This is a genomic window from Taklimakanibacter albus, from assembly GCF_016595235.1.
Lineage (GTDB): Bacteria > Pseudomonadota > Alphaproteobacteria > Rhizobiales > Aestuariivirgaceae > Taklimakanibacter > Taklimakanibacter albus.
In genome coordinates this window covers 1,256,032-1,277,874 of sequence record NZ_JAENHL010000006.1, presented here as the reverse complement: position 1 = coordinate 1,277,874, position 21,843 = coordinate 1,256,032, and the positions used below count along the sequence as shown (strand labels likewise).

Genomic DNA, 21,843 nt, shown 5'->3' with positions numbered 1-21,843 from the left:
GAAATTACGGCTTCACATACCATAGACCAGTGCCTTCGAAACCCGAAAGAGGGGGATGCTCGGGACGGCCGATGGTGTTCCAGCGCGCCACCCATTGGCCGCCTGAATTGTAGAAGGGCACGATATAGAAACCGTTGACCAGGAGCCGGTCGAGGGCGCGGACGGCGGCGATGAAATCCTCCCCGGAGGTCGCGGCGAGCAAGGCCCCGATCATGCGGTCGACGGCCGGGTCGGCGATGCCCGGATAGTTGCGGGTGCCCGGTATGATACGCCCCGCACTGCCGTAATAATAATCCTGCTCGTTGCCGGGCGAGAGCGAATTGTACCACAGCACCGGCAGCATATCGAACTCATAGGTGTCGAGCATGCGCTGAAACTGCGTCGAGTCGACGATGCGGATGCGCACGTCGATGCCGATCTGCTTCAGCGTGCGCTGATAATGAAGCGCAACCTTCTCCTGCTCGCGGGAGACGCAGGAGATGGTGAAGGCGAAAAGCTCACCCGTCGCGACATTGGTCAGCTGGCCGCCACGGATTTCCCAGCCCGCCTCCTTGAGCAAGCCCACGGCGTCACGCAGCACCTTGCGGTCGCGGCCCGATCCGTCGGTCTTGGGCGGCGCGTAGCTGCCGTCGAGAATGCGTGGGTCGATGCGCGCCGCATCGGCGCCGAGGAGTGCCATCTCACGGGCATCGGCAGGGTGGCCGAAATAGGAGAGCGTCGAGCCTGAATAATAGCCCAGAGTGCGGTGATAGAGATCGAACAGGAGATTGTCGTTCATCCATTCGAAGTCGAAGACCTCGACAAGCGCGCGGCGCACCTTGGGATCCTGGAACAGGGATTTGCGCGTGTTGAAGGCGAAGCCCGCGGCCGCCGCGGGGGTCTGCTGCTCGATCCGTTCACGGATGATCCGACCGTCCGTGGCAGCTGGAAAATCATAGGCCTGCGACCAGCGCGTCGGATCGGGCTCCACCCGGATGTCGGCGAGGCCTTTCTTGAAGGCCTCGAAGGCGGTGTTGTTGTCGCGGAAATAATCGAAGCGCACCTCGTCGAAATTCCACAGGCCACGGTTGAAGGCGATGTCCTTGCCCCAATAATCGGGGTTCTTTTTGAGTGATACGCGCTCGCCGGGTTTTATCTCGCTCAAGACATAAGGGCCGGAGCCCATGATGGGATCGAGCGTCGATTCCTCGAAATCGCGCTTCTCCCAATAATGCTTGGGCAGGATCGGCATCAGGCCCATGATCAGGGGCAATTCGCGGTCGCCCTGGTCCTGGGTCATCACGATGGTGCGGGCATCGGGCGTTTCGATCGTCTTGATCTTGGAATAATAGGTCTTGAAACGCGGCAGGCCGTGATCGCGCAAGGTCTCGAGCGAATAGACGACATCGGCGGCGGTCACCGGCGCGCCGTCGGAAAAGCGCGCCTCGGGTCTCAGCACGAAGGTCATCTTGTTGCGGTCGGGGCCGACATCGATGCTTTCGGCGAGAAGGCCGTAGACCGTGAAGGCCTCGGCATAATTCCGGCTCATCATGCTTTCGAAGACATACGTGCTGATGCTCACCGCCTTCTGGCCCTTGACGATGAAGGGATTGACCGTGTCGAAGCTGCCGGCGATGGCCTGGCGGAAGACGCCGCCCTTGGGCGCGTCGGGATTGGCATAGGGCAGCGATTTGAAATCGGCCGGCAGTGCCGGCTCGCCATGCATGGCGAGGCCATGACGCGGTTCAGCGGCCGCCGGCGCCATGCCAAGGAAAGCCGCCAGGAGGAGGCCGGATATCCAGGTCTTCGTCATGGTTTTCGAACTTAGGCGATTCGCCCGGTTCTCGAGGGTGGCCGGCAATCCGACCGGAATCATGGTGTGATCGGGGAGCTAGTGGCGGCGCGCGTCGCGCAGCCGGTAGAGGCTTTTCTTCGAGTCGAAGGCTTCGAAGAACTCGCGGATCTGCGGATGCCGGATCGGCTCACCGGAGCCGTCATCGAGCAGGTTCTGCTCGGAAACATAGGCCACATATTCGGTTTCGTCGTTCTCGGCGAAGAGGTGATAGAAGGGCTGATCCTTGCGCGGCCGGATGTCTTCCGGGATCGACAGCCACCATTCCTCGGTGTTGTTGAAGACCGGATCGACATCGAATATGACGCCGCGAAACGGGAACAGGCGGTGTTTTACCACTTGCCCGATCCGAAATTTCGCCAGAGGAATTGCGCCCGTCATGGCCCCTTGATGACAAGCCTTTGGGCGGAAGGCAAGAGGGCAGGTGGACGCTTGTTGAAAAGGGAATTACGTCCCATAACTCAATTGCTTAAGGGGGGCGCATTTGGCCGCCATACTCGATCTCGCTTTGCCGTTTTTCGGCCTGGTGGCGCTGGGCGTCGCCGCCGCCCGGATCTGGGCGGTGGGCGACAAAGGCCTCGAATGGCTCAACATCTTCCTGATCTGGTTCGCGCTCCCGGCGCTGATCTTCCTGGTCGTGGCTGCCGCGCCATTCGAGAAGCTCATCGACTGGCCCTATGTCGCCGCGACCACCTCGGCCACAGTCACCGCCTTCCTCGCCGTCTTCGTCATTTCGTGGCGGCTCCTGGGGTTCGCCTTCAAGGTGGCGGTGCTGCAAGGTACAGCCGGAAGTTACGGCAATGTCGGCTATATGGGCTTGCCTCTGGCGGTCGCGTTTTTCGGGCCGGAGGCCGCGGTGCCGGCGGCATTGGTCTTCTGTTTCGACTGCACGGTGCAATTCACCTTGACCGCCTTTCTGGCGACGCTCGGCCATGAGCGCAATGAAGAGGCGCATTGGGGCGAGATCGCGCTCAAGATCCTGAAGCAGGTCTTCGGCCATCCCTTCATCGTCGCCACGATATTGGGCGGCATCGCCTCGGCCTTCGGCTTCAAGGCGCCGGGCGCGCTCGGTACCATTCTCACGATGCTGATGAACTCCGCTGGGCCGGTGGCGCTCTTCGCGCTCGGCGTCACGGTCGGCGCCCGGCAGTTTGGCGGCATCGGCCGGGAAATGCCGCTCGTCGCCGGCATGAAAACGCTGGTCCAGCCGGCGCTCGCCTTCATCGCCTTGAGCCTCTTCGTGCCGGACATCGATCCCTTATGGCGCGACGTGGCGCTGATGATGGCGGCGCTGCCGACGGCGTCGAATGCCTTCATCCTCGCCAGCCAGTACAAGGCCTATATCGAGGGCTCATCGACGGCGGTGCTGATCACCACGATCATCTCGGCGATCACGATCCCACTCCTGATTTACATCATCCAGCACGGCTAGAGCCACCGAGCCCAATATTCATCGCAAAACGACGCAAGGGACCGAAGGAGGCGAGCGTCGCAAGACTGGCGGCGCGGCCCGCTTCCAACGGCAGATAGGCGGATAGCAGCGAACGGTTCATGAGATCGATGACCGTCTGGCGCGGGCGCACGTCACGCTGGCGCTTGATATCGTAGTCGGTCAGCAGTTTCGCCGCGCCGATGTCCTCACCTTCACCGCGTGCTTGCGTCGCGAGCACGATAGCGTCGTCGGCGTCGCGGAATGACATGTTGAGGCCCTGGGCACCGATCGGCGGCACGGTATGGGCGGCCTCGCCGATCAGCATCACGCGGTTGCGGGCGAAATTCGACGCGCGGGCGCCCGACATCGGGAAGGCGCGGCGCGGTCCGATCTCGCTGATGAGGCCGAGCTCGCCATGGCTCGAGGCCTGGATTTCGGCGGCGAGCGCCTTGTCGTCGAGCTGCATCAGCGTTTCGGCGCGCTGCGGCCGTTCCATCCAGACGAGCGAGGATCGCCGTCCCGGCAGCGGCACGGTGGTGAAGGGGCCGGCCTGCTTGTGATATTCGCTTGAAACGTCGTGATGTGGCTGCGAATGATTGAAGCTCACGGCGATCGCCGTCTGGTCATAGGACCATGAGATCATCTCGATGCCGACCGCCTGGCGCAGCGCGGAATTGCGTCCATCGGCGGCGAGGACAAGGCGCGCGGTGAGCGTGTCACCATTGTCCAAAGTGACGATGGCTGCTTCCGCGTCGGCCGAGTAGCCAGCGACACTCGCCTCATACAACCTGACGCCCAGCTCGCCGGCGCGGGCTGCGAGGCGGGGCTTCAATAAAGCGAGGGGAATGTTCCAGCCGAAAGCGTCGAGGCCGGCTTCCCTGGCCGAAAAGACGAGGTTGGGGGCGGCGAAGGCAGCGCCGGTGTCATCGACGAGACGCAGCTTGCGCAAGGGCGCCGTCTGCTCCCGCAGGTCGCCCGGCCACAGGCCGCACGCTTCGAGCACGGCGAGGGACGGCATCATGAGGGCGACGGTGCGCGGATCGGGCCGCGTCTCGCGAGGGCCGGTGATCAGCGCCACCGCAAAGCCGCGCGTCGCGGCAAGGCAGGCGGCGGCGAGCCCGGCGGGGCCGGCGCCGGCGACAATCACGTCAAATTCGACAGGCTTGGACATAAGGTCACAATGCGGGCAGGGGTTAGGGGCTTCAAGAGCGAGAGATGTCGCGGTAGCGTGGCACCATGGATCTGATCCTCAGACAATCGACCAGCCGGCCGCGCTTCGTCATGGCGCTGTGCGTCTTCGTCATTCTGGCGGTGTCGGGCGCCTATCTGTGGATGGCGGCTGGCGGCACGCTGGCCGGCATCGTGAGCGTGCTGTGCGGGCCTTCGGCCAATGCCGGCTTCATGCCGCTTCTCGCCATGTGGCTCGCCATGACGCTGGCGATGATGACGCCCTCGGCCGTGCCGATGATCGCGACCTATCTCGATATCGCCGAAGCCGCGGCGGCGAAGCAGATGACGATCGTGCCGCCCTTGGTGCTGGCGGCGGGGTATGGCGCCATCTGGCTGGTCTTCGCGCTGGCCGCGGCGCTGGCGCAATGGGGGCTTCTCGAAGCGGGTTACTCCGGCGCTTTTGAGGGCCGTTGGGCGGGAATCGTGCTCCTTGGCGCGGGCGCCTATCAGTTCACGTCGCTCAAACATGCCTGCCTCAGCAAATGCCGCATGCCGATGCCCTATTTCATGGCGCATTGGACCGACCGGCCCCTGGGTGTCTTCCGCATGGGGCTTGCCCAGGGTCTCAACTGCTTCGGCTGCTGCTGGGCGCTGATGTTGCTGGGTTTTGCGGCCGGCCTCATGAATATCGTCTGGATGGGGTTCATCGGGGTGGTGATGGTGTTGGAGAAGACACTGCCGCAGCCCAAGGCGCTGACTTACGGAATTGGCCTTGGCCTTGTCGGCGCGGGCCTCTATGTGATGTTTATCTAGGAGAGACTGATGGCGCGCGAAGCATGGCATATCAAAGGCGAGCTGATCCTCTCCTGCAATTGTACGGTGTTCTGTCCCTGCGTGCTGTCGCTCGGAAAACATCCGCCCACGGAGGGATATTGCCAGACCTGGGGCGGCATCCGCATCGATGACGGCAAGTTCGGCGAGGTCGATCTTTCCGGCATTGCGCTCGGGCTCATCATCGAGATCCCCGGCCAGATGAGCCGCGGCAATTGGAGCGCCGGCGTCTATATCGACAACAAGGCCGACATCTATCAGGTCAAGGCGCTGACCCGTATCATGACGGGGCAGGCGGGTGGCACCACGCATCTGCTTTCCATCCTGGTCGGCCGTTTCCTCGGCGTATGGCAGGAAGATGTGCGCTACGAGGTCGAGGGCGACGTGCGCCGCTTCACCATCCCGAAGATCATCGATGGCGAGATCGCGCCGATCGCCGGCAGCGTGGCGGGCCAGCCGACCACTATCGAAAACAGCCAATATTGGATCGGCCCGCAGATCATCGTGGCCCAGGCGCTGAAGAGCCGTTACCGCGGTCATGGCCGCAACTGGGATTTCAAAGGCCGCTCGGCCGAGATCTGCGCGCTCGACTGGAAGGGGCCCTGAGCTTCAACGCTCCTGTAACGCCAGGCGAATGCCGAGGGCGCAATAGATGCCGCCGACGACCTTGCCCTGCCATTTGAGCACTGTCGGATTGCGGCGCAGGAAGCGGCCGAGGCCGGCCGCCCCGACGGCGAAGACCACCGTGCTGAGGAGACCGAGAAGCACGAAGATCAGTCCCAGTTGAGTCAGCTGCAACCAGACCAGGCCGTTTTCCGGATGGACGAATTGCGGCAGGAAGGCGAGGAAGAAGAGCGCGGTCTTGGGGTTGAGCAGCTCGGTGAGAACGGCTTGCCGGAAGGCCTTGCCGGCGGTGATCGGCACCGTGCGCGCCACGAGATCGGCTGGCGCCTTTTCGAAGATCGCGCGCAGACCGAGATAGATCAGATAGGCAGCGCCGGCATATTTGATGAGGCTGAACAACAAGGCCGATGCGGCGATGATCGCCGAGAGCCCGACGATCGCCATGAACGTATGGATGACATCACCTGCCGCCACGCCGGCGCCGGTCGCCACACCGACACGGGTGCCCGAGGTCGTGGCGCGGGCGATGGTGAGCAGAGTGGCGGGGCCCGGAAGAAATACGAAGCCGAGCACGATCGCGACATAGGCGATGAAAGTGGCCGGCTCGATCATTTCTGGGTCCTCAGGCCGGCTTCAATGCCGTCGCCTGCATCGAGGGGCGGCGCGAGAAGGCGTCGTGGAAGGCCTGGAGCAGCGGCCGGTCCTTGCGCCACTGCCAGTCGGGAATGCGGAAATCGAGATAGGACAAAGCGACCGCCACCGCGATCGACCCCGAGGTGAGCTCGCTTAAGTCTTTGGCCCAGGTTTTTTCCAGATCGTCGAACTCGGCCTTCACGCGCAGCTCATGGCGGGCGATCCATTCGCGCCATTGCAGGCCTTGCGGGCGGACCGCTGTTTCGTAACGGAAGGCGACACCGGCTTCGGCGATGGCCTGGCCCAGCGCCTGCAAGGTCAAGACGCGGAAACGCTTCACGCCGTCGTCAGGGATCAGCGTCTTGTTGCCCGAGACATGGCACAGATATTCGATGATGACGCGCGAGTCATAGAGCGGATGGTTGTGGTCGGTGACCAGCACCGGCACCTTGCCGACCGGCGACAGAGCGCTGAGGGTCTGGTTGACTGTGGTCGGGTCTGCCCGGGTCTGGACCTGCTCGACCTTGCCGCCCAATCCCACTTCCTGGGCGGTGACCAGACACATGCGGACAAACGGTGAAATGATATCGCCATGGAGTTTCATAGCGGCATCTTACCGTGAGCTTCGCGGCCGTGTTAAGAGGGCGCCGAGATTTATCTTGCAAGGACCCCAATGGCCTCGTCTTCGCCCATCACCAAAAAGCCCGATCCCGTCATGGGCAAGCTCAAGGACATCATTGCCCTCATCGGCAAGGGCAAATTTGCGGAGGCGGAAGCGGCGGCACGCCAGGTCCAGCAATCGGCGCCCGGACATGCGGATGCCAACAACATCCTCGGCATCGTTCTCATCAACCGCAAGAACCCGGCCGAAGCGGTCAAATATCTGGGGATCGCTGCCCGGAAGGAGCCGGGCAACGCCATTTATCTCAACAATCTGGGCTGCGCCTATCTCGACCTCGGCCTCATCGAGCTCGCCCAGGCGCCGCTCGAGCGGGCCCTCGCCATCAATCCCAAGCTCACCAAGTCGTCCTGGCTGCTTGGTGAATTCTATCGTTTCGCCGGCAAGCCCGAGCGCGCCTGGCCCTATCACGAAATGGCCTGCCGCGATGAGCCCGACAATGCCGACTACAAATTCGCGCTCGGCAAGACGCTCGAAATGCTGGGCCGCGCGGACGAGGCGCGTGCCTGCTTCGCGGCCTTGCGCGATCACCCTGTGCATGGCGATTTCGTCCTCTACCGGCTGGCGGTGAACGACAAGCATGATCTCGCCTCGCCCTTGCTCGCCGAGATCGAGAGCAAGCTCCTGGTGCCGTCGGCGAACAGACGGGCGCTCAATGCGCTGCATGTCGGCGCCGCCAAGATCCGCGAGCAGAATGGCGATTATGCGCGTGCCTTTACGCATTATCAGAAGGCCAATATCGCGGACATGGTGCCTTTCGATCTCGTCCAGTATCGCACCTGGGTCGACGCGCTGATCGCGACCTTCACGCCCGAAGTCATCGCCCAGCATCAAGGCAAGGGCAGCGACAGCGACGTGCCGGTCTTTGTCGTCGGCATGCCACGCTCGGGCACGACGCTGGTCGAGCAGATCATCGCGCGGCATCCGCAAGCGGCAGGGGCGGGCGAGCTCGACCGCATCTGGAAGATCGCCGGCAATGCGCAATATCGCGGCGACGTCTCGAAGTTCCTACCGGTGTTCGCGGGGGCGGAGGCGCCGAAAGTGGCGGCGATGGCGGAGAGCTATGTCAAGCTGCTCAAGTTCTTCGGGCCTGAGGCGCGCCGCGTCGTCGACAAGCTGCCGCATAATTTCGAGTTTCTCGGGCTGATCGCGCTTCTGTGGCCGAATGCGCACGTCATCCATATGCGGCGCAACCCGCTCGATACCTGTCTGTCCTGCTATCAGAACCGGCTCAGCGAGGCGCATGGCTATAGCCGTGACCTCACCACGCTCGGGCTCTATTACCGTGAATATGCGCGCCTGATGGCGCATTGGCGGAAAGTGCTGCCGCTCAAATTCCTCGATGTCGACTATGAAACGCTCACCAGCGATTTCGAGGCGCAGGCCAAGCAGATCATCGCTTTCCTCGATCTCGATTGGGATCCGGCCTGCCTGAGCTTCCATGAGGGCACGTCGGCGGTGCGCACCTTCAGCCGCAACCAGGTACGCAGTCCGATCTATCAGAGCTCGGTCGGCCGCTGGCGGCGTTATGAAACGCAGCTCCAACCTTTGATCGAGGCTTTAGGCGACACGGTCTGAGCTTCTAGCTGCGACGACCTCGATTTCGATCTTGAATACCGCACGCGTGAATCCCCCCACGATCATCAAGGTCGAGGCGGGCGAGGGGGCGGGAAACAGCCGGTCGCGCACGCTCATATAGGCGGCCATAAAGCCGCGGTCGGTGACATAGGCGTTGATGCGCACGACATCGGCGAGGCTCATGCCGCCATCCGCCAGGATCGCCGCGATATTGGCGAAGCACAGCTCCGCCTGAGCGGCAGCATCTTCCGGGATGGTGTCGTCCGGCCCGATGCCGAGCTGGCCCGAGCAGAAGATCAGGTCGCTCGGCGCTTCGACCCGCACGCCATGGCTGTATTTGGCGAAGGGCTTGCGGATCGTCGCGGGCACGAGATGATGAAGTGTCATTGGGCAGCCTCTTTGAGCATTTCCTTGAGCCGCTGGGGCCCCGCCTGCACATCCGCAAGGGTCGGTGTGGCGCGGGTGCCGATCAGGCGGCGCGCCAGCATGTGTTCGGCCGGGCGGTTGATCGTGTCGACCGCGATGAGCTTGCCAGCGCGGAAGTGGTGGATGGCGAAGGCATTGTCTTGCAGCGCACCGGTGGTGATGGTGTGGTCGGCGCCCAGACTGAGACCAGCGGTCTGCAATTTCATGTCGCCCTGATCCGACCAGAACCAGGGCAATTCGCGATAGGCTTCCGGCTTGCCGACGATTGTCTTGGCGGCGTTGCGTCCCTGGTCGGTGGCATTCTGCACACATTCGAGCCGGAGCCGCTGGCCGGCATGGACCTGGTGGAAGTTGGTGCAGTCACCGATGGCGAGGATCGCCGGATCGGAGCAGCGCAGAAAGGCGTCGACCTCGATGCCGTTGTTGACGACGAGACCAGCCTCGGCTGCAAGCTCGACATTGGGGAGAGCGCCGGTGCCGAGGATCACGAGATCGGCCGGGAAGTTTGCACCGTCGGCGAGCTTGATCGCGTCCACCTTGCCGTTGACCCCTACGATATGTGAGATCCGGGCGCCGACATGAAAGTCGATACCGGCCTCTGCCGAGCGGGTCTGGATATGGTTCGCCATGGCGGGCGCAACCGAACGGGCGAGGAGGCGCGGCACGGCTTCGATGAGTGTGACGGCATGGCCGAGACCAGCCAGCGTGTGGGCAAGCTCGAGGCCGATAAAGCCGCCGCCGATGATGGCGATGCGCTTCGGTCCGCTGAGCCCCTCATTGAGGCGGCGCGCATCGGCGAGGCTTCTGAGACTCAGCACGCCGTCGAGCGTGACGCCGTCGAGCTCCGGCAGGCGCGGCCGCGAACCCGTCGCCAGGATCAGATTCGTGTAAGCGAGCTTGCCGCCGTCGGCGAGGCTGACGGTCCTCGAGGCGGGCTCGATCGCCGTCACACGCGCTCCCCTCATGAGGTCGATGCGGTTGTCGCGATAGAATGCTTCATTGCGCAATTCGAGCACCGGCGCCTCAGGCGCCTTGAGGAACCCTTTGGACAGTGGCGGCTTGTGGTAGGGCAGATCGGGCTCGTCGCTCACCAGGGTGATGCGGCCCTGATAGGCTTCCTGGCGCAGGCTCGCGGCGGCTTGCACGCCGCCATGGCCGGCGCCGATAATGATGCAGTGCTCTTGCATGGTCATGACGGTGGCATAGTCCCTAAGAAAACAAAACAAATAGTTTGACCATTTGCTCTGATATGTTAGAGACGAGGTCAAGGGCGGACGTTCTCATGAAGCCATTACCGCACTCTGTCTCGTTATTTTGCGCATCGGAATGTCCGAAAACCGCCACGCTTGTTTCGGTCCGATGCTCTAACTCGTCATTTTGCGCATCGGATTCTCCGAAAACCGCTACGCATTTTTCGGTCCGATGCTCTATCAGCCTAGGAGAGGCAAGGTGAAGCGCTACTGGTCGGATTATTCGAGCGAGGAGTTCTCGAAGCTCGACCGCAGCCGGATCGTCGCCGTGCTCCCGGTTGGCGCCACCGAACAGCATGGGCCGCATCTGCCGCTGTCGGTCGACGCCGCCATCATCTCCGGCATCGTCGCGGCGGTGGCAGAAAAGCTCTCCGACAGCAGCCAGGTTCTGTTCCTGCCCACCATGCCGATCGGCAAGAGCGACGAGCATTTGCGCTTTCCCGGCACACTCACTTTTTCGGCCGAAACGCTGATCCGCATGTGGACCGAGATCGGCGCCTCGGTCGCCCATAGCGGGGTGCGCAAATTCGTCATGCTCAACAGCCATGGCGGCCAGATCGCCATCATGGACATCGTGGCGCGCGAGCTGCGCCGCCGGCACCATATGCTGGCCTTCTCCCTCAACTGGTTCGGCCTCGGCATGCCGGACGGTCTCTATGGCGATCATGAGCTCAAGCATGGCGTCCATGCCGGCGACATGGAGACCTCGGTGATGCTGGCGCTCCATCCGATACTCGTGAACATGGACAAGGCGAAGAATTTCCATCCGCTTACGGAGGAATTCGAGCGTGACTATCGCCATATCAGCCTGTCGGGCGGCGCCAAGCCCGGCTGGCAGTCGCAGGATCTCCATCCGGAAGGCGCCTGTGGCGACGCGTCGGCGGCGAGCTTCGACAAGGGCCGGCAGACTGTCGATTTCGCCGCCCTGCGGATCGCCGCGGCGCTCGAAGAGATTGAGCGGGCGCCGCTCGCCTGGCTCGACAATCAGCCCGGCTGGTGACCCAAATGGACCGTTTCGAGCTCGAAGCCGTAACTGTCGCCGGGGCGCCCGAGCGTGTCGATATCGCCGTCGCGGACGGGCGCATCGCGGCGATCACGCCGTCTTCCGGTGGCGATGGCGGGCTGGTGACGCCGCTTTTCGCGGATGCGCATGTGCATCTCGACAAGACCTATACGGTCGATCGGCTGAATGGTCCGGTGAACGGCCTCTTCGACGCCATCGCGCTCATGGAAGAGGATATGCGGCAATGGACGGTCGACGATATCCGCAACCGCGCTGGCCGTGCCCTTGAAGCGGCCTATCTCAATGGTGTCCGGGTGCTGCGCAGCCATGTCGACTGGCCCGAGCCCGAAGCGCCGATCGCCTGGCCGGTGCTCAATGAGCTGAAGCACGAGTGGAGAGGCCGCATCGAGCTGCAGCTGGCGGCCCTGGCACCCGCCGATCTCCTTCCCGAGGGTGGCGAGCGCATCGCCGAGAGGGTGCGTCGCGACAAAGGCGTGTTCGGTGCCTTCTTCTATCGCAATGCCGATCTGCCGAGCAAAGTCGATGTCGCCTTCAAGCTGGCGCGCCGGCATGACCTGGCGCTCGACTTCCACGTCGATGAAGGGCTCGATATCGAAGCCGACGGCTTCTCCGAAATCATCGCGGCGACCAAACGCGCCGGCATGTCGGGGCGCGTTTTGTGCGGCCATGGCTGCTCGCTGTCGCTCCATGACGACGACAGGCTAACCCGTACGCTGGCGGCGGGCGCCGAGGCCGGCGTCGCTCTGGTGGCGCTGCCGACGACCAATCTCTATCTGCAGGACCGCAATGGAGGGCGCTCGCCGCGCCGGCGCGGCGTTGCGCCGGTGCTCGAGGCGCGCAAGGCCGGTGTCGAGGTTCTGCTCGGCGTCGACAATTGCCGCGACGCCTTCTATCCCTTCGGCGATTACGATCCACTGGCGATCCTGAGGCTCGCGGTGCTTGCCTGCCATGTCGATCCGCGTGACTGGCTCGACAGCATCACGACAAAGCCGGCGGCGCAGTGCGGCTCGCCGATGGCTCCCGTCGCGGTCGGGCAGCGCGCCGACTTCATCTGGTTCGACGCCGCCGACCTGAACGATCTGGTCAGCCGGCCCAATGCCGAGCGCATCGTCTATCGCAATGGCCGCAAGCTCGGGCAGGGCCGGCAGCGCCGGAGGCCCGCATGACCGAGAAGCGCGCTTACGATCTCGCCGCCTTTCGCCGGGAAATCGAAGGCATCCGCGTCTATGACGATCCCAAGCAGGTCGAGCTCAAGTCGCGAGATTATTTCTGGTACAGCCCGATCCTCAGCCAGGCGCTCGAAGGCCGGGTCGGCGATCTCGTGGTGCTGCCCACGGACCAGGACGAAGTGCGCCGCGTCGCTTCCGCCGCCGCCCGGCACAAGGTGCCGCTCACGGTGCGCGGCGGCGGTACCGGCAATTACGGTCAGTGTGTGCCGCTGCAAGGCGGAATCATCCTCGATGTCACCAAGATCGACCGCATCCTGACGCTTGAGCCCGGCCGCGCCCGGGTGGAAGCGGGTGCGCGCATCGCGCGGCTCGACGATGCGGCGCGCGAAGGCGGGCAGGAGCTTCTGATGTATCCCTCGACCCGGCGCATCGCCACGATCGGCGGCTTCCTGTCGGGCGGCTCGGGCGGTGTCGGCTCGTTGCGCCACGGCATGCTGCGCGATGACGGCAATGTCGGCTATGTGAAGGTGATGTCGGTCGAGCCCGAGCCGCAGATCATCGAGCTGCACGGGCCGGATATCCAGAAAGTCCAGCACGCCTATGGCACCAATGGCATCATTCTCGAAATCGATGTGGCGCTGACGCCGGCGACGGACTGGATTCATACTGCCGCGCTCTTCGAGGGTTATGACCGGGCGCTGCGCTTCGCCGTGGAGGCGCAGCATGAGGGGCTCGACTGCTATCTGCTGACGCCGGTCGAGCGTCGCTTCGCACGTTTCTACAGCAAATATGGTCCGCTCTTCCCGGCCGATCGCGACGGTGTGTTCGCGATGGTGGCGCCGAAGGAGATGCCGCGTTTCGAGGCTTTGGCCGCGGCGCATGGGGGCAAGATTTCCTTCGCCATGCCGAAACCCGAGCTGGTCGCGGCCGGCCTGCAGCCCGCTTATGAATGCGGCTGGAACCACACGACCCTGCAGGCGCTCAAGGCCGACAAGAGCTGGACCTATCTGCAGGTGGCATATCCCAGGCCCTTCGATCCCGAGCTCGTGCTGCGTCAGATGCGCCGTTACGGCGATGACGTCTATATGCATCACGAAATGGCGCGGCTCGAGGGCGAGGTGCAGATCTTCGGCCTGCCCTTGGTGAAGTACCGGGGCAGGGATGCGATGTACCGGATGATCCGCGAATTCGAGGAGATCGACGGCTGCACCATCTACGATCCGCATGTCTTTACGATCGAAGAGGGCGGCATGAAGCAGATCGACCGTTCGCAGATCGAGTTCAAGAAAAGAGCTGATCCTTACGGGCTGATGAATCCTGGCAAGACGCAAGGCTGGACGAGCGACATGGCGGCGCGGCCATGATCCAGGTGACCTTCATCACGCGCGAGGGACAGGCGCTCGAAGTCGCGGCGGCGGAAGGCGCGAGCCTCATGGAAACGGCGGTGCGCAATGGCGTCGCCGGCATCGAGGCGGAGTGCGGCGGCGCCTGCTCCTGCGCCACCTGCCATGTCTATGTCGAGCCGCAATGGCGGGAGAAAGTGGGCGAGGCCAATGCGATGGAAAGCGATATGCTGGACATGGCCTATGAAGTCGCGCCCAATTCGCGGCTTGCCTGCCAGATCAGGATCTCGCCCGAACTCGATGGGCTGACGGTGCGATTGCCGATGAGGCAGGTGTGAAGAGCTCTTAGCTAATTGCCCCGCCAATCTCCCTCCGCCGCGCGAAGCGTGGGGAGGGATAGTTGAAGCTACTTCAGCCCACAAGCGCGCAGGAAGAGGGTCGAGACCTCGTCGACGACATGGTCCATGTCGATTTCCTCGCCGTCCTTCAATTGCAGCATGAAACGGATCTGCGCTTCGTAATCGGCGTAATGCTGGGTCACCGCCCAGATATGCATCTGGAACAGCCAGGGATCGACCGGCTTGATCAGCTTCTTGTCGACCCAGGACTGGATGATCTCGGCGGCCACCTGAGTCGACTCGCGTGCACTGTGCCAGTGCTTCTGCAAGTAATGGCCACCGGCGGCGACCTCGTTGGAGAAGACGCGCGAGGCATTGGGATGGCGGCGGCCGAATTCGAGCTTGTTGCGCACATAGTCGCGGATGACCTTGGCCGGATCCTTGGTGTCGCCGGAGGAGGCGATGAAGATGTCGCGCCACAGATCGTTGATGTGGACGAGCACTTCTTCGTAAAGCTCTTCCTTGCTCGAGATGTAATAATGGAGCTGCGGCTTGGTGAGCCCGGCGCGCTGCGCGATGGATTGGGTGGAAGCGCCGGCCAGACCCTTCTGGGCGAATTCGTCGATGGCCGCCTGGCGAATGGCTTCGCGGATCTTCTTGCGGCGATCGAGCATGCGCTCTCGGCCATTCTTCTTCTCAGGCGCCGCCATTTTCCCCCTTGCTGCAGATTTGAATCGCGACTGCATAGTATTCCTAGCACATGACATGCTCAAAATTCAGCCAGAAGCGAGTATTTCGCGCAACCCGGCCATGCCGGTCTCACCCTCTAGCAAAAATCCTGAGAAAAACCAAACAAACAGTTTGACCGATTGCTCAGATTGCTTATCATCACCTTTGGCGCCATGAATCCCGCGCTCCGGTTCATAGCCGGAAAACGGACCCTAACAAGCAGCGCCATTAGAACATATCGGTCAGAGCATCCTGGGGAGGAGCAAAATGACGGACAATTCTACGCAGTCACGTACTGTCGGAGGAGGCGGGGGCGTCTCTATCGGTGGCGCGCCGGTTTCCTACACGGCCATTCTCGCAGCCCTGGTGGCCGTCATGGCCCTGGTGCCGGCCTCGATCGTCGTCGGCGGCATGGCCGGCGGCTGGCCGCTCCATGACGTGATCCATCCGGTGGTCGGCCTGCTGCTCGGGCCTATCGCCGGTCCTATCGCCTCGCTGATCGGCACGGTCATCGGCAATGTCATCGCGCCCTATACCAATCTCGGCCCCTGGGGCGTGTTGATCGGCAGCATGTGCGCCTTCACGGTCGGCATGGTCATGTATCCGGGCCGCTCCTACTGGTTCATACCGTGGATCATCACGCTCGTCGCCCATCTCGTCTATCTCTATCAGTCGCTCACCTTCGGCATCAGCTTCCCGCTGTGGCTGAGCAACGTCTTCACCGTCGATCTGGGCCTCATCCTCATCGCCATTCCGCAGATCCGCAACTGGGCGATCGCGACCATCCGCGAAGGCGTCAGGAGCTGGAAGCTCTATGTGGCGCTTTATGTGGTGTTCTTCTTCGGTTCGACGGCGGGTATTCAGCTCAACTGGGTACCGGCCTTCGCCACCAATCCGTGGCCCGCGGAAGTCTGGCCGGCGCTGATCTTCATCATCGCGGTCGAACGCATCGCCTTCTCGGCGGTGGGGGCGCTCATCGGCTTCGGTCTCTTGGCCGCCATCCGCCGCTCGCCCATCGCCAAAGCGAAGCTCGCGGGTTACTGAGTTGAACATGCATATGGGCAATCTGGCGGCCACGCCTGGCCTGGCTGACGCACCTCTCATCCGTTTCGAGAAGGTCAGCTACGCCTATCCGGGCAGCGACCGCCAGGTGCTCAAGAATATCGATCTCACCATCGATCGCGGCGAGATCATCGGCATCATCGGACCGACCGGGGCCGGCAAGTCCACCTTCTGCCTGGCTCTCAACGGGATCGTGCCGCAATTCTTCAGCGGCACGTTCTTCGGCACGGTGGCGGTGGCCGGCCTCGACACGATCGATACGCCGACCAGCCGGCTGGCCCATCTGGTCGGCATGGTGTTCGAGGATCCCGAAACCCAGATCACCGCGACGACGGTCGAAAGCGAAGTGGCTTTCGCGCTCGAGAACCTGAAAGTCCCTACGCCGGAGATCAGCCGCCGCGTGCGCGATGCGCTCGCGATGGTGGGACTGACAGGATACGAAACGAAGCATCCGGCCAACTTGTCGGGCGGCCAGAAGCAGCGCCTTTCCATAGCATCGGCTCTGGCGCTGGCGCCCGACATCATCGTGCTCGACGAGCCGACCTCACAGCTCGATCCGGCCGCTTCCGAAGACATCTTTGCCATCCTGCTGAGGCTCAAGCGCGAGAGCCGTACCACGGTGGTCATCGCCACCCATGCGAGCGAGGAGCTGGCGCAGATCGCCGACCGCATCCTGCTCGTCGCCGACGGGCGCATCGCTGCCGAGGGGCCACCGAGCGAGGTCTTCTCCGCCTCCGCGATGCTGCGCGAGCACCGGGTGCGACCGCCAGACATCACCCAGAGCTTCGACGTGCTGCGCCGCCATGCCGGCTGGAACGACACTACGGCGCTGCCGATCACCTTGCCGGCGGCGATGGCGGCGGTTTCAGCACTGCCGGATCTCGAAATTCCGGCCGGACCATCGCATGAGGCGCGCGAAGATAAGGCTGGAGCGGCGGCGCTCTCGGTCGACAAGCTCACTTATACCTATCCCGATGGCACCCAGGCGTTGCGGGGCATCGATCTCGCCATCGGGCAGGGGGAGTTCGTCGGCATCCTGGGGCGCAATGGCAGCGGCAAGACCACGCTGGTGCGGCATTTCCTGAAGCTCATGGCGCCGACCAGCGGCACGGTCAGGGTGATGGGCGAGGATATCGCCGCCATGAAGGTCAGCGATATGGCGCGGCGCATCGGTTATGTTTCGCAGAACGCGCATCAGCAGATCTTTTCCGACACGGTCGCGGGCGAGGTGGGCTTCGCGCTGTCGATGATGAGACGTCCGAAGCCAGAGATCGATGCGGCAGTGGAAAAGTCGCTGGCGCTGATGGACCTCGCCTGGGCGGCGGATCGTCATCCGATCTCGCTGAGCCGCGGCGATCGCTTACGCGTCGCCATCGCCGCCGTGCTGGCGCTCGAGCCGCAGATCCTGATCTTCGACGAGCCGACGACCGGCCAGGACTGGCGCGGCTCGCTCGCCATTCTCGACACGCTGAAGACGCTGAACGGCATGGGCAAGACAGTCGTGCTGGTCACCCACCATCTCTATCTGCTGCCCGGCTTCACCGAGCGCCTGGTCATCATGAATGGCGGCAAGGTGGTGCTCGACGGCCCGTTGCGCCAGGTCTTCTATGAAAGCGACCGGTTGAAAGAGGCGGCGATCATCCCGCCGCAGACGGTGCGTTTCGCTGAAGCGGTGCCGGCCTTGCTGGATCTTCATCCCCTGGGCCCACGCGATCTCGCCGAGCGGCTCGGCTTGGCGCCGGAGGTGCCGGTATGACGACAGCCTTCCTGCAGCGTGTTTCGAACGATACGGCGGTCGCCCATCTCGACATGCGGGTGAAGTTCGCGCTGCTCGTCATGGCGAGCACCATCATCTTCATCTGGAACAACCTGCTGCTCCAGGCGCTGGTGCTCGTCCTCATGCTGGCGCTGATGCTGGCCGCACGGGTGCCTGCCGCCACGATCCGCCGGCTTATCCTCATCCTGTCGCCGGCCTTGATCATGATCGCGGTGATCCAGGGCCTGTGGAGCCCGTTCGGGGTGACGCCGGTCGTCACCGTGCCCGACAGCGTGCCATGGGTCGGCGGCTGGCATATTTTCTATGTCGAGGGCTTGCTGTTCGGGCTCGCGGTCTGCTGTCGGCTGCTGATCCCGATGCTCGCCTTCCAGCTCGTTTTCATGACCAGCGATCCACGCGACATCGTACTCGGCCTGGCGCGCATCGGCGTGCCATATCGGGTCGCCTTCCTGTTCTCCACCACCTTCCGCTTCGTGCCGCTGCTGTTCGAGGAAATGGAGGGCATCAAGGAAGCGCAGCGCCTGCGTGGCGTCGACATCGACAGCCTCGGTCTCGTGCGCAAGCTCATCGCCATGGCGCGCATGCTGGTGCCCTTGGTCATGATCTGCCTCAGCAAGGCGCAGCTCATGGAGATTGCGCTCCAGGCCAAGGCCTTCACCGGTTCGGGCGACCGTACCTATCTTCACCCGACGCGTGAACAGCTTTCGCTCGCCGAGAAGCTGCTGATCGCTGTCTTTCTGCTGGCTCCCGTGGCCGCTTTGGCGGCGCGGCTCGTTTATGGATTTGGAGGCTCCGTTCTATGATCATCGTCACCGATCAGGCCAAGGCCGGCTGCGATGCCGAAATGCTTGCGATGCTGGGGCGTCAGGGCCAAGCCTGGCTCACCGGCGATTTCTCACCAGCGGCTGCGGCGGACTGGCATGAGGAGGGCGTGTTGACGGCGCCCGGCAATCGGATTCCGAAGCCCGAGCTTGCCCGCACCATCGAAAACTTCCACCGCGATTATGGCGATCTCGTCCTTACCGTTACCAACGCCTTCTGCTCGCCCGACGGGCGGCGCATGGCGCTCGAATGGCTGTGGGAGATTTCGCGGCGCGAGGACGGCCAGAGAAGCCGCACCGAGGATGCGATCATCGTCGATTTCGATGCGGATGGACTTATCCTGTCCTGGCGGGAATATTTCGACACGGTCGGCTCAGTCGAAGATCATCACCACGTCAAGACCAAGGCGGCCGCCAAGGTTTGAGCCATGCGTGTTCTCGTCATCTATTGCCATCCCAATCCTGAAAGTTTCAACGCCGCGATCCGCGACACGGTGCTCGAGGCCTTGGGCGAGAACGGGCACGAGGCGCGGCTCATCGATCTTTATGGCCGCGGCTTCAACCCGGTGATGAGCATGGCCGATCTTCAGGCCTACAATGAAGAGGGCAAGAATCTCGACCCGTTCCGCGATCAGGCCGATGACCTGCTATGGGCCGAGACGGTGATCTTCATCTATCCGACCTGGTGGTTCAATGTTCCCGCCATGCTGAAGGGCTGGCTCGAGCGGGTGCTGGTGCCGGGCTTCGCCTTCGAAATGCCGACGGCTCAGCGCGATCATCTGCCGAAGCTCACCAATATCCGCCGCGTCGTGGCGCTCACCACATGCGGCGCCACGCCATGGCTCTCCTGGATCGTGGGCCAGCCAGGGCGGCGCACCTTGCTGCGCGGCTTCCGGGCCGTCTGCCATCCGTTGAGCAAGACGAAATATATCGCGATCTACCGGATGGACAGCACATCGCCCGACCAGCGCCGCAGCCATCTGCAGCGCGTTAGAGAGACGGTACGCAGATTGGCGTAGGGCCTTTCCCCTTTCGTCATGGCCGCCCTTGAGGCGGCCATCCAGCCCATCCATGCACCAGCTGTGTGGCGGAGGGACTGGATGGCCGGGTCAAGGCCCGGCCATGACGAGCGGAGGGGCAAAGAAAAAAGCCCGGCGGTGAAGCCGGGCTTGGAAGTTGGCCGTCCAGGGAGAACTTATTTCGCACCTGGCTGCGGAACGAGCCTCAGATAGGGCTTCAGCGTCTTCCAGCCGCCGGGGAATTTCTCCTTGGCGGCTTCGTCCGATACTGATGCAAGAATGATGACGTCCTCGCCCTGTTTCCAGTTGGCGGGGGTGGCGACGGAGCTTTTCGCGGTGAGCTGCAACGAGTCGATGACGCGCAGGATCTCGTCGAAATTACGCCCGGTGCTCATCGGATAGGTGATGATGAGCTTGATCTTCTTGTCGGGGCCGATGACGAAGACATTGCGTACCGTCGCATTGTCGGCAGCCGTGCGGCCCTTGGCATTGCCGGTCGCGTTCGGGTGGATCATGCCATAAAGCTTGGCCACCGCGAGCTCGGTGTCGCCGATCATCGGATAGTTGACCGCGGCGCCGGTGACATCCTTGATGTCGTTCTTCCAGCGCTGATGGTCCTCGACCGAGTCGACCGAGATGCCGATGAGCTTGGCGTTGCGCTTGTCGAATTCATGCTTCATGCGCGCCACGCTGCCGAGCTCGGTCGTGCAGACGGGGGTAAAGTCTTTCGGATGGGAGAAGAAGACCCCCCAGGAATCGCCCAGATACTCGTGGAACTTTATCCGGCCTTCAGTGGTATCAGCTTCGAAATCGGGCGCTACGTCGCCCAGTTGAAGTGCCATATTTCGCCTCCATGTGCTTATATTCCGTCCTTTATATCCGAACGTTTGTTCGAAATAAAGAACAATGTGGGTACCCCGTGCCCCTAAAATAAGATGGGTTTCATCGTCATGCAAATCAGTTCAATTTGCCGGCAATCAGAGGAATTCTCATGCGCTTCATTCTTTCCGTCCCACTCATTGCCGTGGTCATGGTCATTTATACCGCCCTGGCGATCAATCCCAACTTCTCCGCCGGCTCGGCCTTCATGGACTGGGTCCTGCCGTCGGAAGCCGAATTCTTCCTGACATTGGGTGACATCTTCGTGATGCTCGGGCTCGTCGCCCTGTTCTTCGAGATCATCAAATCGGCACGCCTCGGTCCCGGAACCATTGTCGATCACATGCTGTCGACGGCGACCTTCATCATCGCCCTCATCGTCTTCCTGCTGGTGCCGCCCTTCGGCACCCCGTCTTTCTTCCTTCTGATGCTCATGGCGCTGGTCGATGTGGTGGCCGGCTATACGGTGTCGATCTTTTCGGCGCGGCGCGATTATTCCGTGAACCGCGACGGATTGTGAGGATGGCGTTCAAGGAGAGGCTCGCCCGCGAGATCGGCCTGACCAAGTCGGAAACGGCACTCTTCCGCAAGCTCACGAGCCCGGAGAAGATCCAGGATTTCATCAGCGACATGCCGAGCAATGCGGAACCGGATGGCGACACCTGCTATTCGGTCCGGGTTGCGCTGAGAAAGAACCGCTGCCATTGCATCGAAGCGGCTTTCATCGCCGCTTGCGCGCTGATGCTGCACGGCGCGCCGGCGCTGCTCATGGATTTCCAGGCCGAGGGCGATGACGATCATGTGCTGGCGCTGTTCCAGCGTGGCGGCCATTGGGGCGCCATCTCGAAAAGCAACTCCATTTGGCTGCGCTGGCGCGATCCGGTCTACCAGTCACCCCGTGAGCTGGCGATGTCCTATTTCCACGAATATATCCTTGGGCCCAAGAAGAGCCTGAGACGGGTGTCGCGGCCCTTCGATATCGGCGCCTACCGGGCGGAGGACTGGATCACGGCGGAAAGTCACTGCTGGGACATGGCGGGCGAGATCGACGACTCGCCCCATATCACGCTGATCACCGCCCAACAGGCCCGCCGCCTCAAATTGCGCGACCGCTTCGAGACCCATGCCGACACGATCAAGGAGTTTGCCGCCGACGGGAAGCGGAAGGTTATCTGATTTGCCTGCTTGCCGGGTGATACTCGATATGATATCATTTTGATATCAATGG

At 62.8% G+C, this 21,843-nt stretch carries 24 protein-coding genes; 15 read left to right on the top strand and 9 right to left on the bottom strand.

The genetic code is table 11. The features are described 5' to 3' along the window. Window positions 1-4: 4 nt before the first annotated feature. Window positions 5-1,792 carry an extracellular solute-binding protein gene (locus JHL16_RS10980; protein ID WP_200184857.1) on the bottom strand — a complete coding sequence of 596 codons (1,788 nt, stop codon included), beginning with the start codon at window positions 1,790-1,792 and terminating at the stop codon, window positions 5-7. Window positions 1,793-1,870: 78 nt separating this feature from the next. Then, a complete protein-coding gene (gene hspQ / locus JHL16_RS10975) occupies window positions 1,871-2,212 on the bottom strand; it encodes a heat shock protein HspQ (protein ID WP_137857789.1) in 342 nt (113 codons plus the stop codon). Window positions 2,213-2,315: 103 nt separating this feature from the next. Here hspQ and JHL16_RS10970 point away from each other — a divergent pair, with 103 nt between their 5' ends. Continuing rightward, on the top strand, window positions 2,316-3,263 hold the full coding sequence (locus tag JHL16_RS10970; protein WP_200184856.1) for an AEC family transporter: 948 nt from the start codon (window positions 2,316-2,318) through the stop codon (window positions 3,261-3,263). Here the strand turns inward: JHL16_RS10970 and JHL16_RS10965 are convergent. Then, window positions 3,247-4,434 carry an FAD-dependent monooxygenase gene (locus JHL16_RS10965; RefSeq protein ID WP_200184855.1) on the bottom strand — a complete coding sequence of 396 codons (1,188 nt, stop codon included), beginning with the start codon at window positions 4,432-4,434 and terminating at the stop codon, window positions 3,247-3,249. The genes JHL16_RS10970 and JHL16_RS10965 overlap by 17 nt on opposite strands. 65 nt (window positions 4,435-4,499) lie before the next feature. On the opposite strand from JHL16_RS10965, the gene JHL16_RS10960 reads away from it, so the two are divergent. Together JHL16_RS10960 and JHL16_RS10955 are read left to right on the top strand one after the other, a co-directional pair. Then, entirely contained in the window at window positions 4,500-5,246 is a 747-nt protein-coding gene (locus JHL16_RS10960; RefSeq protein ID WP_200184854.1) for a DUF2182 domain-containing protein, read from the top strand. A gap of 9 nt (window positions 5,247-5,255) precedes the next feature. Further along, window positions 5,256-5,870 (top strand): DUF1326 domain-containing protein, encoded by a 615-nt coding sequence (locus tag JHL16_RS10955; RefSeq protein WP_200184853.1) that lies wholly within the window; start codon window positions 5,256-5,258, stop codon window positions 5,868-5,870. A 3-nt stretch (window positions 5,871-5,873) separates the two neighbouring features. On the opposite strand, the gene JHL16_RS10950 is transcribed toward JHL16_RS10955, so the two are convergent. Next, window positions 5,874-6,500 carry a LysE family translocator gene (locus JHL16_RS10950; RefSeq protein WP_200184852.1) on the bottom strand — a complete coding sequence of 209 codons (627 nt, stop codon included), beginning with the start codon at window positions 6,498-6,500 and terminating at the stop codon, window positions 5,874-5,876. Window positions 6,501-6,510: 10 nt separating this feature from the next. Further along, window positions 6,511-7,125 carry a glutathione S-transferase family protein gene (locus JHL16_RS10945; RefSeq protein WP_200184851.1) on the bottom strand — a complete coding sequence of 205 codons (615 nt, stop codon included), beginning with the start codon at window positions 7,123-7,125 and terminating at the stop codon, window positions 6,511-6,513. Between the two features lie 69 nt (window positions 7,126-7,194). Here JHL16_RS10945 and JHL16_RS10940 point away from each other — a divergent pair, with 69 nt between their 5' ends. Then, the gene (locus JHL16_RS10940) at window positions 7,195-8,778 is read left to right on the top strand and encodes a tetratricopeptide repeat-containing sulfotransferase family protein (RefSeq protein WP_200184850.1); all 1,584 of its coding nucleotides are present in this window, start codon (window positions 7,195-7,197) and stop codon (window positions 8,776-8,778) included. Here JHL16_RS10940 and JHL16_RS10935 read toward each other — a convergent pair. Both JHL16_RS10935 and JHL16_RS10930 read right to left on the bottom strand, forming a co-directional pair. After that, window positions 8,761-9,165 carry a RidA family protein gene (locus tag JHL16_RS10935; protein WP_200184849.1) on the bottom strand — a complete coding sequence of 135 codons (405 nt, stop codon included), beginning with the start codon at window positions 9,163-9,165 and terminating at the stop codon, window positions 8,761-8,763. The genes JHL16_RS10940 and JHL16_RS10935 overlap by 18 nt on opposite strands. Further along, on the bottom strand, window positions 9,162-10,391 hold the full coding sequence (locus JHL16_RS10930) for an NAD(P)/FAD-dependent oxidoreductase (protein WP_200185003.1): 1,230 nt from the start codon (window positions 10,389-10,391) through the stop codon (window positions 9,162-9,164). Before JHL16_RS10930 ends, JHL16_RS10935 begins: the two co-directional genes overlap by 4 nt. A gap of 262 nt (window positions 10,392-10,653) precedes the next feature. Between JHL16_RS10930 and JHL16_RS10925 the strand changes: the two genes are divergently transcribed. From JHL16_RS10925 to JHL16_RS10910, 4 genes are read left to right on the top strand one after another with little or no spacing between them, the layout of a single operon-like run. Further along, window positions 10,654-11,454 (top strand): creatininase family protein, encoded by an 801-nt coding sequence (locus tag JHL16_RS10925; protein WP_200184848.1) that lies wholly within the window; start codon window positions 10,654-10,656, stop codon window positions 11,452-11,454. Window positions 11,455-11,459: 5 nt separating this feature from the next. Next, window positions 11,460-12,644: an amidohydrolase family protein gene (locus JHL16_RS10920; RefSeq protein WP_200184847.1), complete on the top strand. Its 1,185-nt coding sequence runs from the start codon at window positions 11,460-11,462 to the stop codon at window positions 12,642-12,644. Continuing rightward, window positions 12,641-14,011 (top strand): FAD-binding oxidoreductase, encoded by a 1,371-nt coding sequence (locus JHL16_RS10915; RefSeq protein ID WP_200184846.1) that lies wholly within the window; start codon window positions 12,641-12,643, stop codon window positions 14,009-14,011. Before JHL16_RS10920 ends, JHL16_RS10915 begins: the two co-directional genes overlap by 4 nt. Beyond that, entirely contained in the window at window positions 14,008-14,328 is a 321-nt protein-coding gene (locus JHL16_RS10910; RefSeq protein WP_200184845.1) for a 2Fe-2S iron-sulfur cluster-binding protein, read from the top strand. The genes JHL16_RS10915 and JHL16_RS10910 overlap by 4 nt, the downstream gene beginning before the upstream one ends. A gap of 68 nt (window positions 14,329-14,396) precedes the next feature. Here JHL16_RS10910 and JHL16_RS10905 read toward each other — a convergent pair whose 3' ends face one another. Next, window positions 14,397-15,038: a TetR family transcriptional regulator C-terminal domain-containing protein gene (locus tag JHL16_RS10905; protein WP_200184844.1), complete on the bottom strand. Its 642-nt coding sequence runs from the start codon at window positions 15,036-15,038 to the stop codon at window positions 14,397-14,399. A gap of 286 nt (window positions 15,039-15,324) precedes the next feature. Between JHL16_RS10905 and JHL16_RS10900 the strand changes: the two genes are divergently transcribed. The 5 genes from JHL16_RS10900 to JHL16_RS10880 are packed head-to-tail and all read left to right on the top strand — an operon-like array spanning window position 15,325 to window position 19,736. Then, on the top strand, window positions 15,325-16,101 hold the full coding sequence (locus JHL16_RS10900; protein ID WP_200184843.1) for an ECF transporter S component: 777 nt from the start codon (window positions 15,325-15,327) through the stop codon (window positions 16,099-16,101). Between the two features lie 7 nt (window positions 16,102-16,108). Continuing rightward, window positions 16,109-17,875 carry an ABC transporter ATP-binding protein gene (locus JHL16_RS10895; protein ID WP_200184842.1) on the top strand — a complete coding sequence of 589 codons (1,767 nt, stop codon included), beginning with the start codon at window positions 16,109-16,111 and terminating at the stop codon, window positions 17,873-17,875. Next, window positions 17,872-18,699, top strand: a complete 828-nt coding sequence (locus tag JHL16_RS10890; RefSeq protein WP_200184841.1) for an energy-coupling factor transporter transmembrane component T family protein — start codon at window positions 17,872-17,874, stop codon at window positions 18,697-18,699. The genes JHL16_RS10895 and JHL16_RS10890 overlap by 4 nt, the downstream gene beginning before the upstream one ends. Beyond that, window positions 18,696-19,142 carry a nuclear transport factor 2 family protein gene (locus JHL16_RS10885; protein ID WP_200184840.1) on the top strand — a complete coding sequence of 149 codons (447 nt, stop codon included), beginning with the start codon at window positions 18,696-18,698 and terminating at the stop codon, window positions 19,140-19,142. The genes JHL16_RS10890 and JHL16_RS10885 overlap by 4 nt, the downstream gene beginning before the upstream one ends. Window positions 19,143-19,145: 3 nt before the next feature. Then, window positions 19,146-19,736 (top strand): NAD(P)H-dependent oxidoreductase, encoded by a 591-nt coding sequence (locus JHL16_RS10880; protein ID WP_200184839.1) that lies wholly within the window; start codon window positions 19,146-19,148, stop codon window positions 19,734-19,736. A gap of 176 nt (window positions 19,737-19,912) precedes the next feature. Here JHL16_RS10880 and JHL16_RS10875 read toward each other — a convergent pair whose 3' ends face one another. Continuing rightward, complete coding sequence (locus tag JHL16_RS10875; RefSeq protein ID WP_200184838.1) at window positions 19,913-20,578, bottom strand: peroxiredoxin; 666 nt, start codon at window positions 20,576-20,578, stop codon at window positions 19,913-19,915. Between the two features lie 149 nt (window positions 20,579-20,727). Between JHL16_RS10875 and JHL16_RS10870 the strand changes: the two genes are divergently transcribed. Next, a complete protein-coding gene (locus JHL16_RS10870) occupies window positions 20,728-21,135 on the top strand; it encodes a hypothetical protein (protein WP_137857770.1) in 408 nt (135 codons plus the stop codon). Window positions 21,136-21,137: 2 nt separating this feature from the next. Further along, window positions 21,138-21,791, top strand: a complete 654-nt coding sequence (locus tag JHL16_RS10865; RefSeq protein ID WP_200184837.1) for a hypothetical protein — start codon at window positions 21,138-21,140, stop codon at window positions 21,789-21,791. Window positions 21,792-21,843 lie beyond the last annotated feature (52 nt).

What these genes read in the sequence shown, in the direction of transcription:
- JHL16_RS10885 (WP_200184840.1), top strand. Translation starts at nt 18,696, where the DNA reads ATGATCATCGTCACCGATCAGGCCAAGGCCGGCTGCGATGCCGAAATG.
- JHL16_RS10945 (WP_200184851.1), bottom strand. Translation starts at nt 7,125, where the DNA reads ATGAAACTCCATGGCGATATCATTTCACCGTTTGTCCGCATGTGTCTG.
- JHL16_RS10955 (WP_200184853.1), top strand. Translation starts at nt 5,256, where the DNA reads ATGGCGCGCGAAGCATGGCATATCAAAGGCGAGCTGATCCTCTCCTGC.
- JHL16_RS10865 (WP_200184837.1), top strand. Translation starts at nt 21,138, where the DNA reads ATGGCGTTCAAGGAGAGGCTCGCCCGCGAGATCGGCCTGACCAAGTCG.
- JHL16_RS10910 (WP_200184845.1), top strand. Translation starts at nt 14,008, where the DNA reads ATGATCCAGGTGACCTTCATCACGCGCGAGGGACAGGCGCTCGAAGTC.
- JHL16_RS10965 (WP_200184855.1), bottom strand. Translation starts at nt 4,434, where the DNA reads ATGTCCAAGCCTGTCGAATTTGACGTGATTGTCGCCGGCGCCGGCCCC.
- JHL16_RS10890 (WP_200184841.1), top strand. Translation starts at nt 17,872, where the DNA reads ATGACGACAGCCTTCCTGCAGCGTGTTTCGAACGATACGGCGGTCGCC.
- JHL16_RS10960 (WP_200184854.1), top strand. Translation starts at nt 4,500, where the DNA reads ATGGATCTGATCCTCAGACAATCGACCAGCCGGCCGCGCTTCGTCATG.
- JHL16_RS10880 (WP_200184839.1), top strand. Translation starts at nt 19,146, where the DNA reads ATGCGTGTTCTCGTCATCTATTGCCATCCCAATCCTGAAAGTTTCAAC.
- JHL16_RS10915 (WP_200184846.1), top strand. Translation starts at nt 12,641, where the DNA reads ATGACCGAGAAGCGCGCTTACGATCTCGCCGCCTTTCGCCGGGAAATC.
- JHL16_RS10950 (WP_200184852.1), bottom strand. Translation starts at nt 6,500, where the DNA reads ATGATCGAGCCGGCCACTTTCATCGCCTATGTCGCGATCGTGCTCGGC.
- JHL16_RS10895 (WP_200184842.1), top strand. Translation starts at nt 16,109, where the DNA reads ATGCATATGGGCAATCTGGCGGCCACGCCTGGCCTGGCTGACGCACCT.
- JHL16_RS10930 (WP_200185003.1), bottom strand. Translation starts at nt 10,391, where the DNA reads ATGCAAGAGCACTGCATCATTATCGGCGCCGGCCATGGCGGCGTGCAA.
- JHL16_RS10935 (WP_200184849.1), bottom strand. Translation starts at nt 9,165, where the DNA reads ATGACACTTCATCATCTCGTGCCCGCGACGATCCGCAAGCCCTTCGCC.
- JHL16_RS10940 (WP_200184850.1), top strand. Translation starts at nt 7,195, where the DNA reads ATGGCCTCGTCTTCGCCCATCACCAAAAAGCCCGATCCCGTCATGGGC.
- JHL16_RS10875 (WP_200184838.1), bottom strand. Translation starts at nt 20,578, where the DNA reads ATGGCACTTCAACTGGGCGACGTAGCGCCCGATTTCGAAGCTGATACC.
- JHL16_RS10920 (WP_200184847.1), top strand. Translation starts at nt 11,460, where the DNA reads ATGGACCGTTTCGAGCTCGAAGCCGTAACTGTCGCCGGGGCGCCCGAG.
- JHL16_RS10905 (WP_200184844.1), bottom strand. Translation starts at nt 15,038, where the DNA reads ATGGCGGCGCCTGAGAAGAAGAATGGCCGAGAGCGCATGCTCGATCGC.
- JHL16_RS10980 (WP_200184857.1), bottom strand. Translation starts at nt 1,792, where the DNA reads ATGACGAAGACCTGGATATCCGGCCTCCTCCTGGCGGCTTTCCTTGGC.
- hspQ (WP_137857789.1), bottom strand. Translation starts at nt 2,212, where the DNA reads ATGACGGGCGCAATTCCTCTGGCGAAATTTCGGATCGGGCAAGTGGTA.
- JHL16_RS10900 (WP_200184843.1), top strand. Translation starts at nt 15,325, where the DNA reads ATGACGGACAATTCTACGCAGTCACGTACTGTCGGAGGAGGCGGGGGC.
- JHL16_RS10870 (WP_137857770.1), top strand. Translation starts at nt 20,728, where the DNA reads ATGCGCTTCATTCTTTCCGTCCCACTCATTGCCGTGGTCATGGTCATT.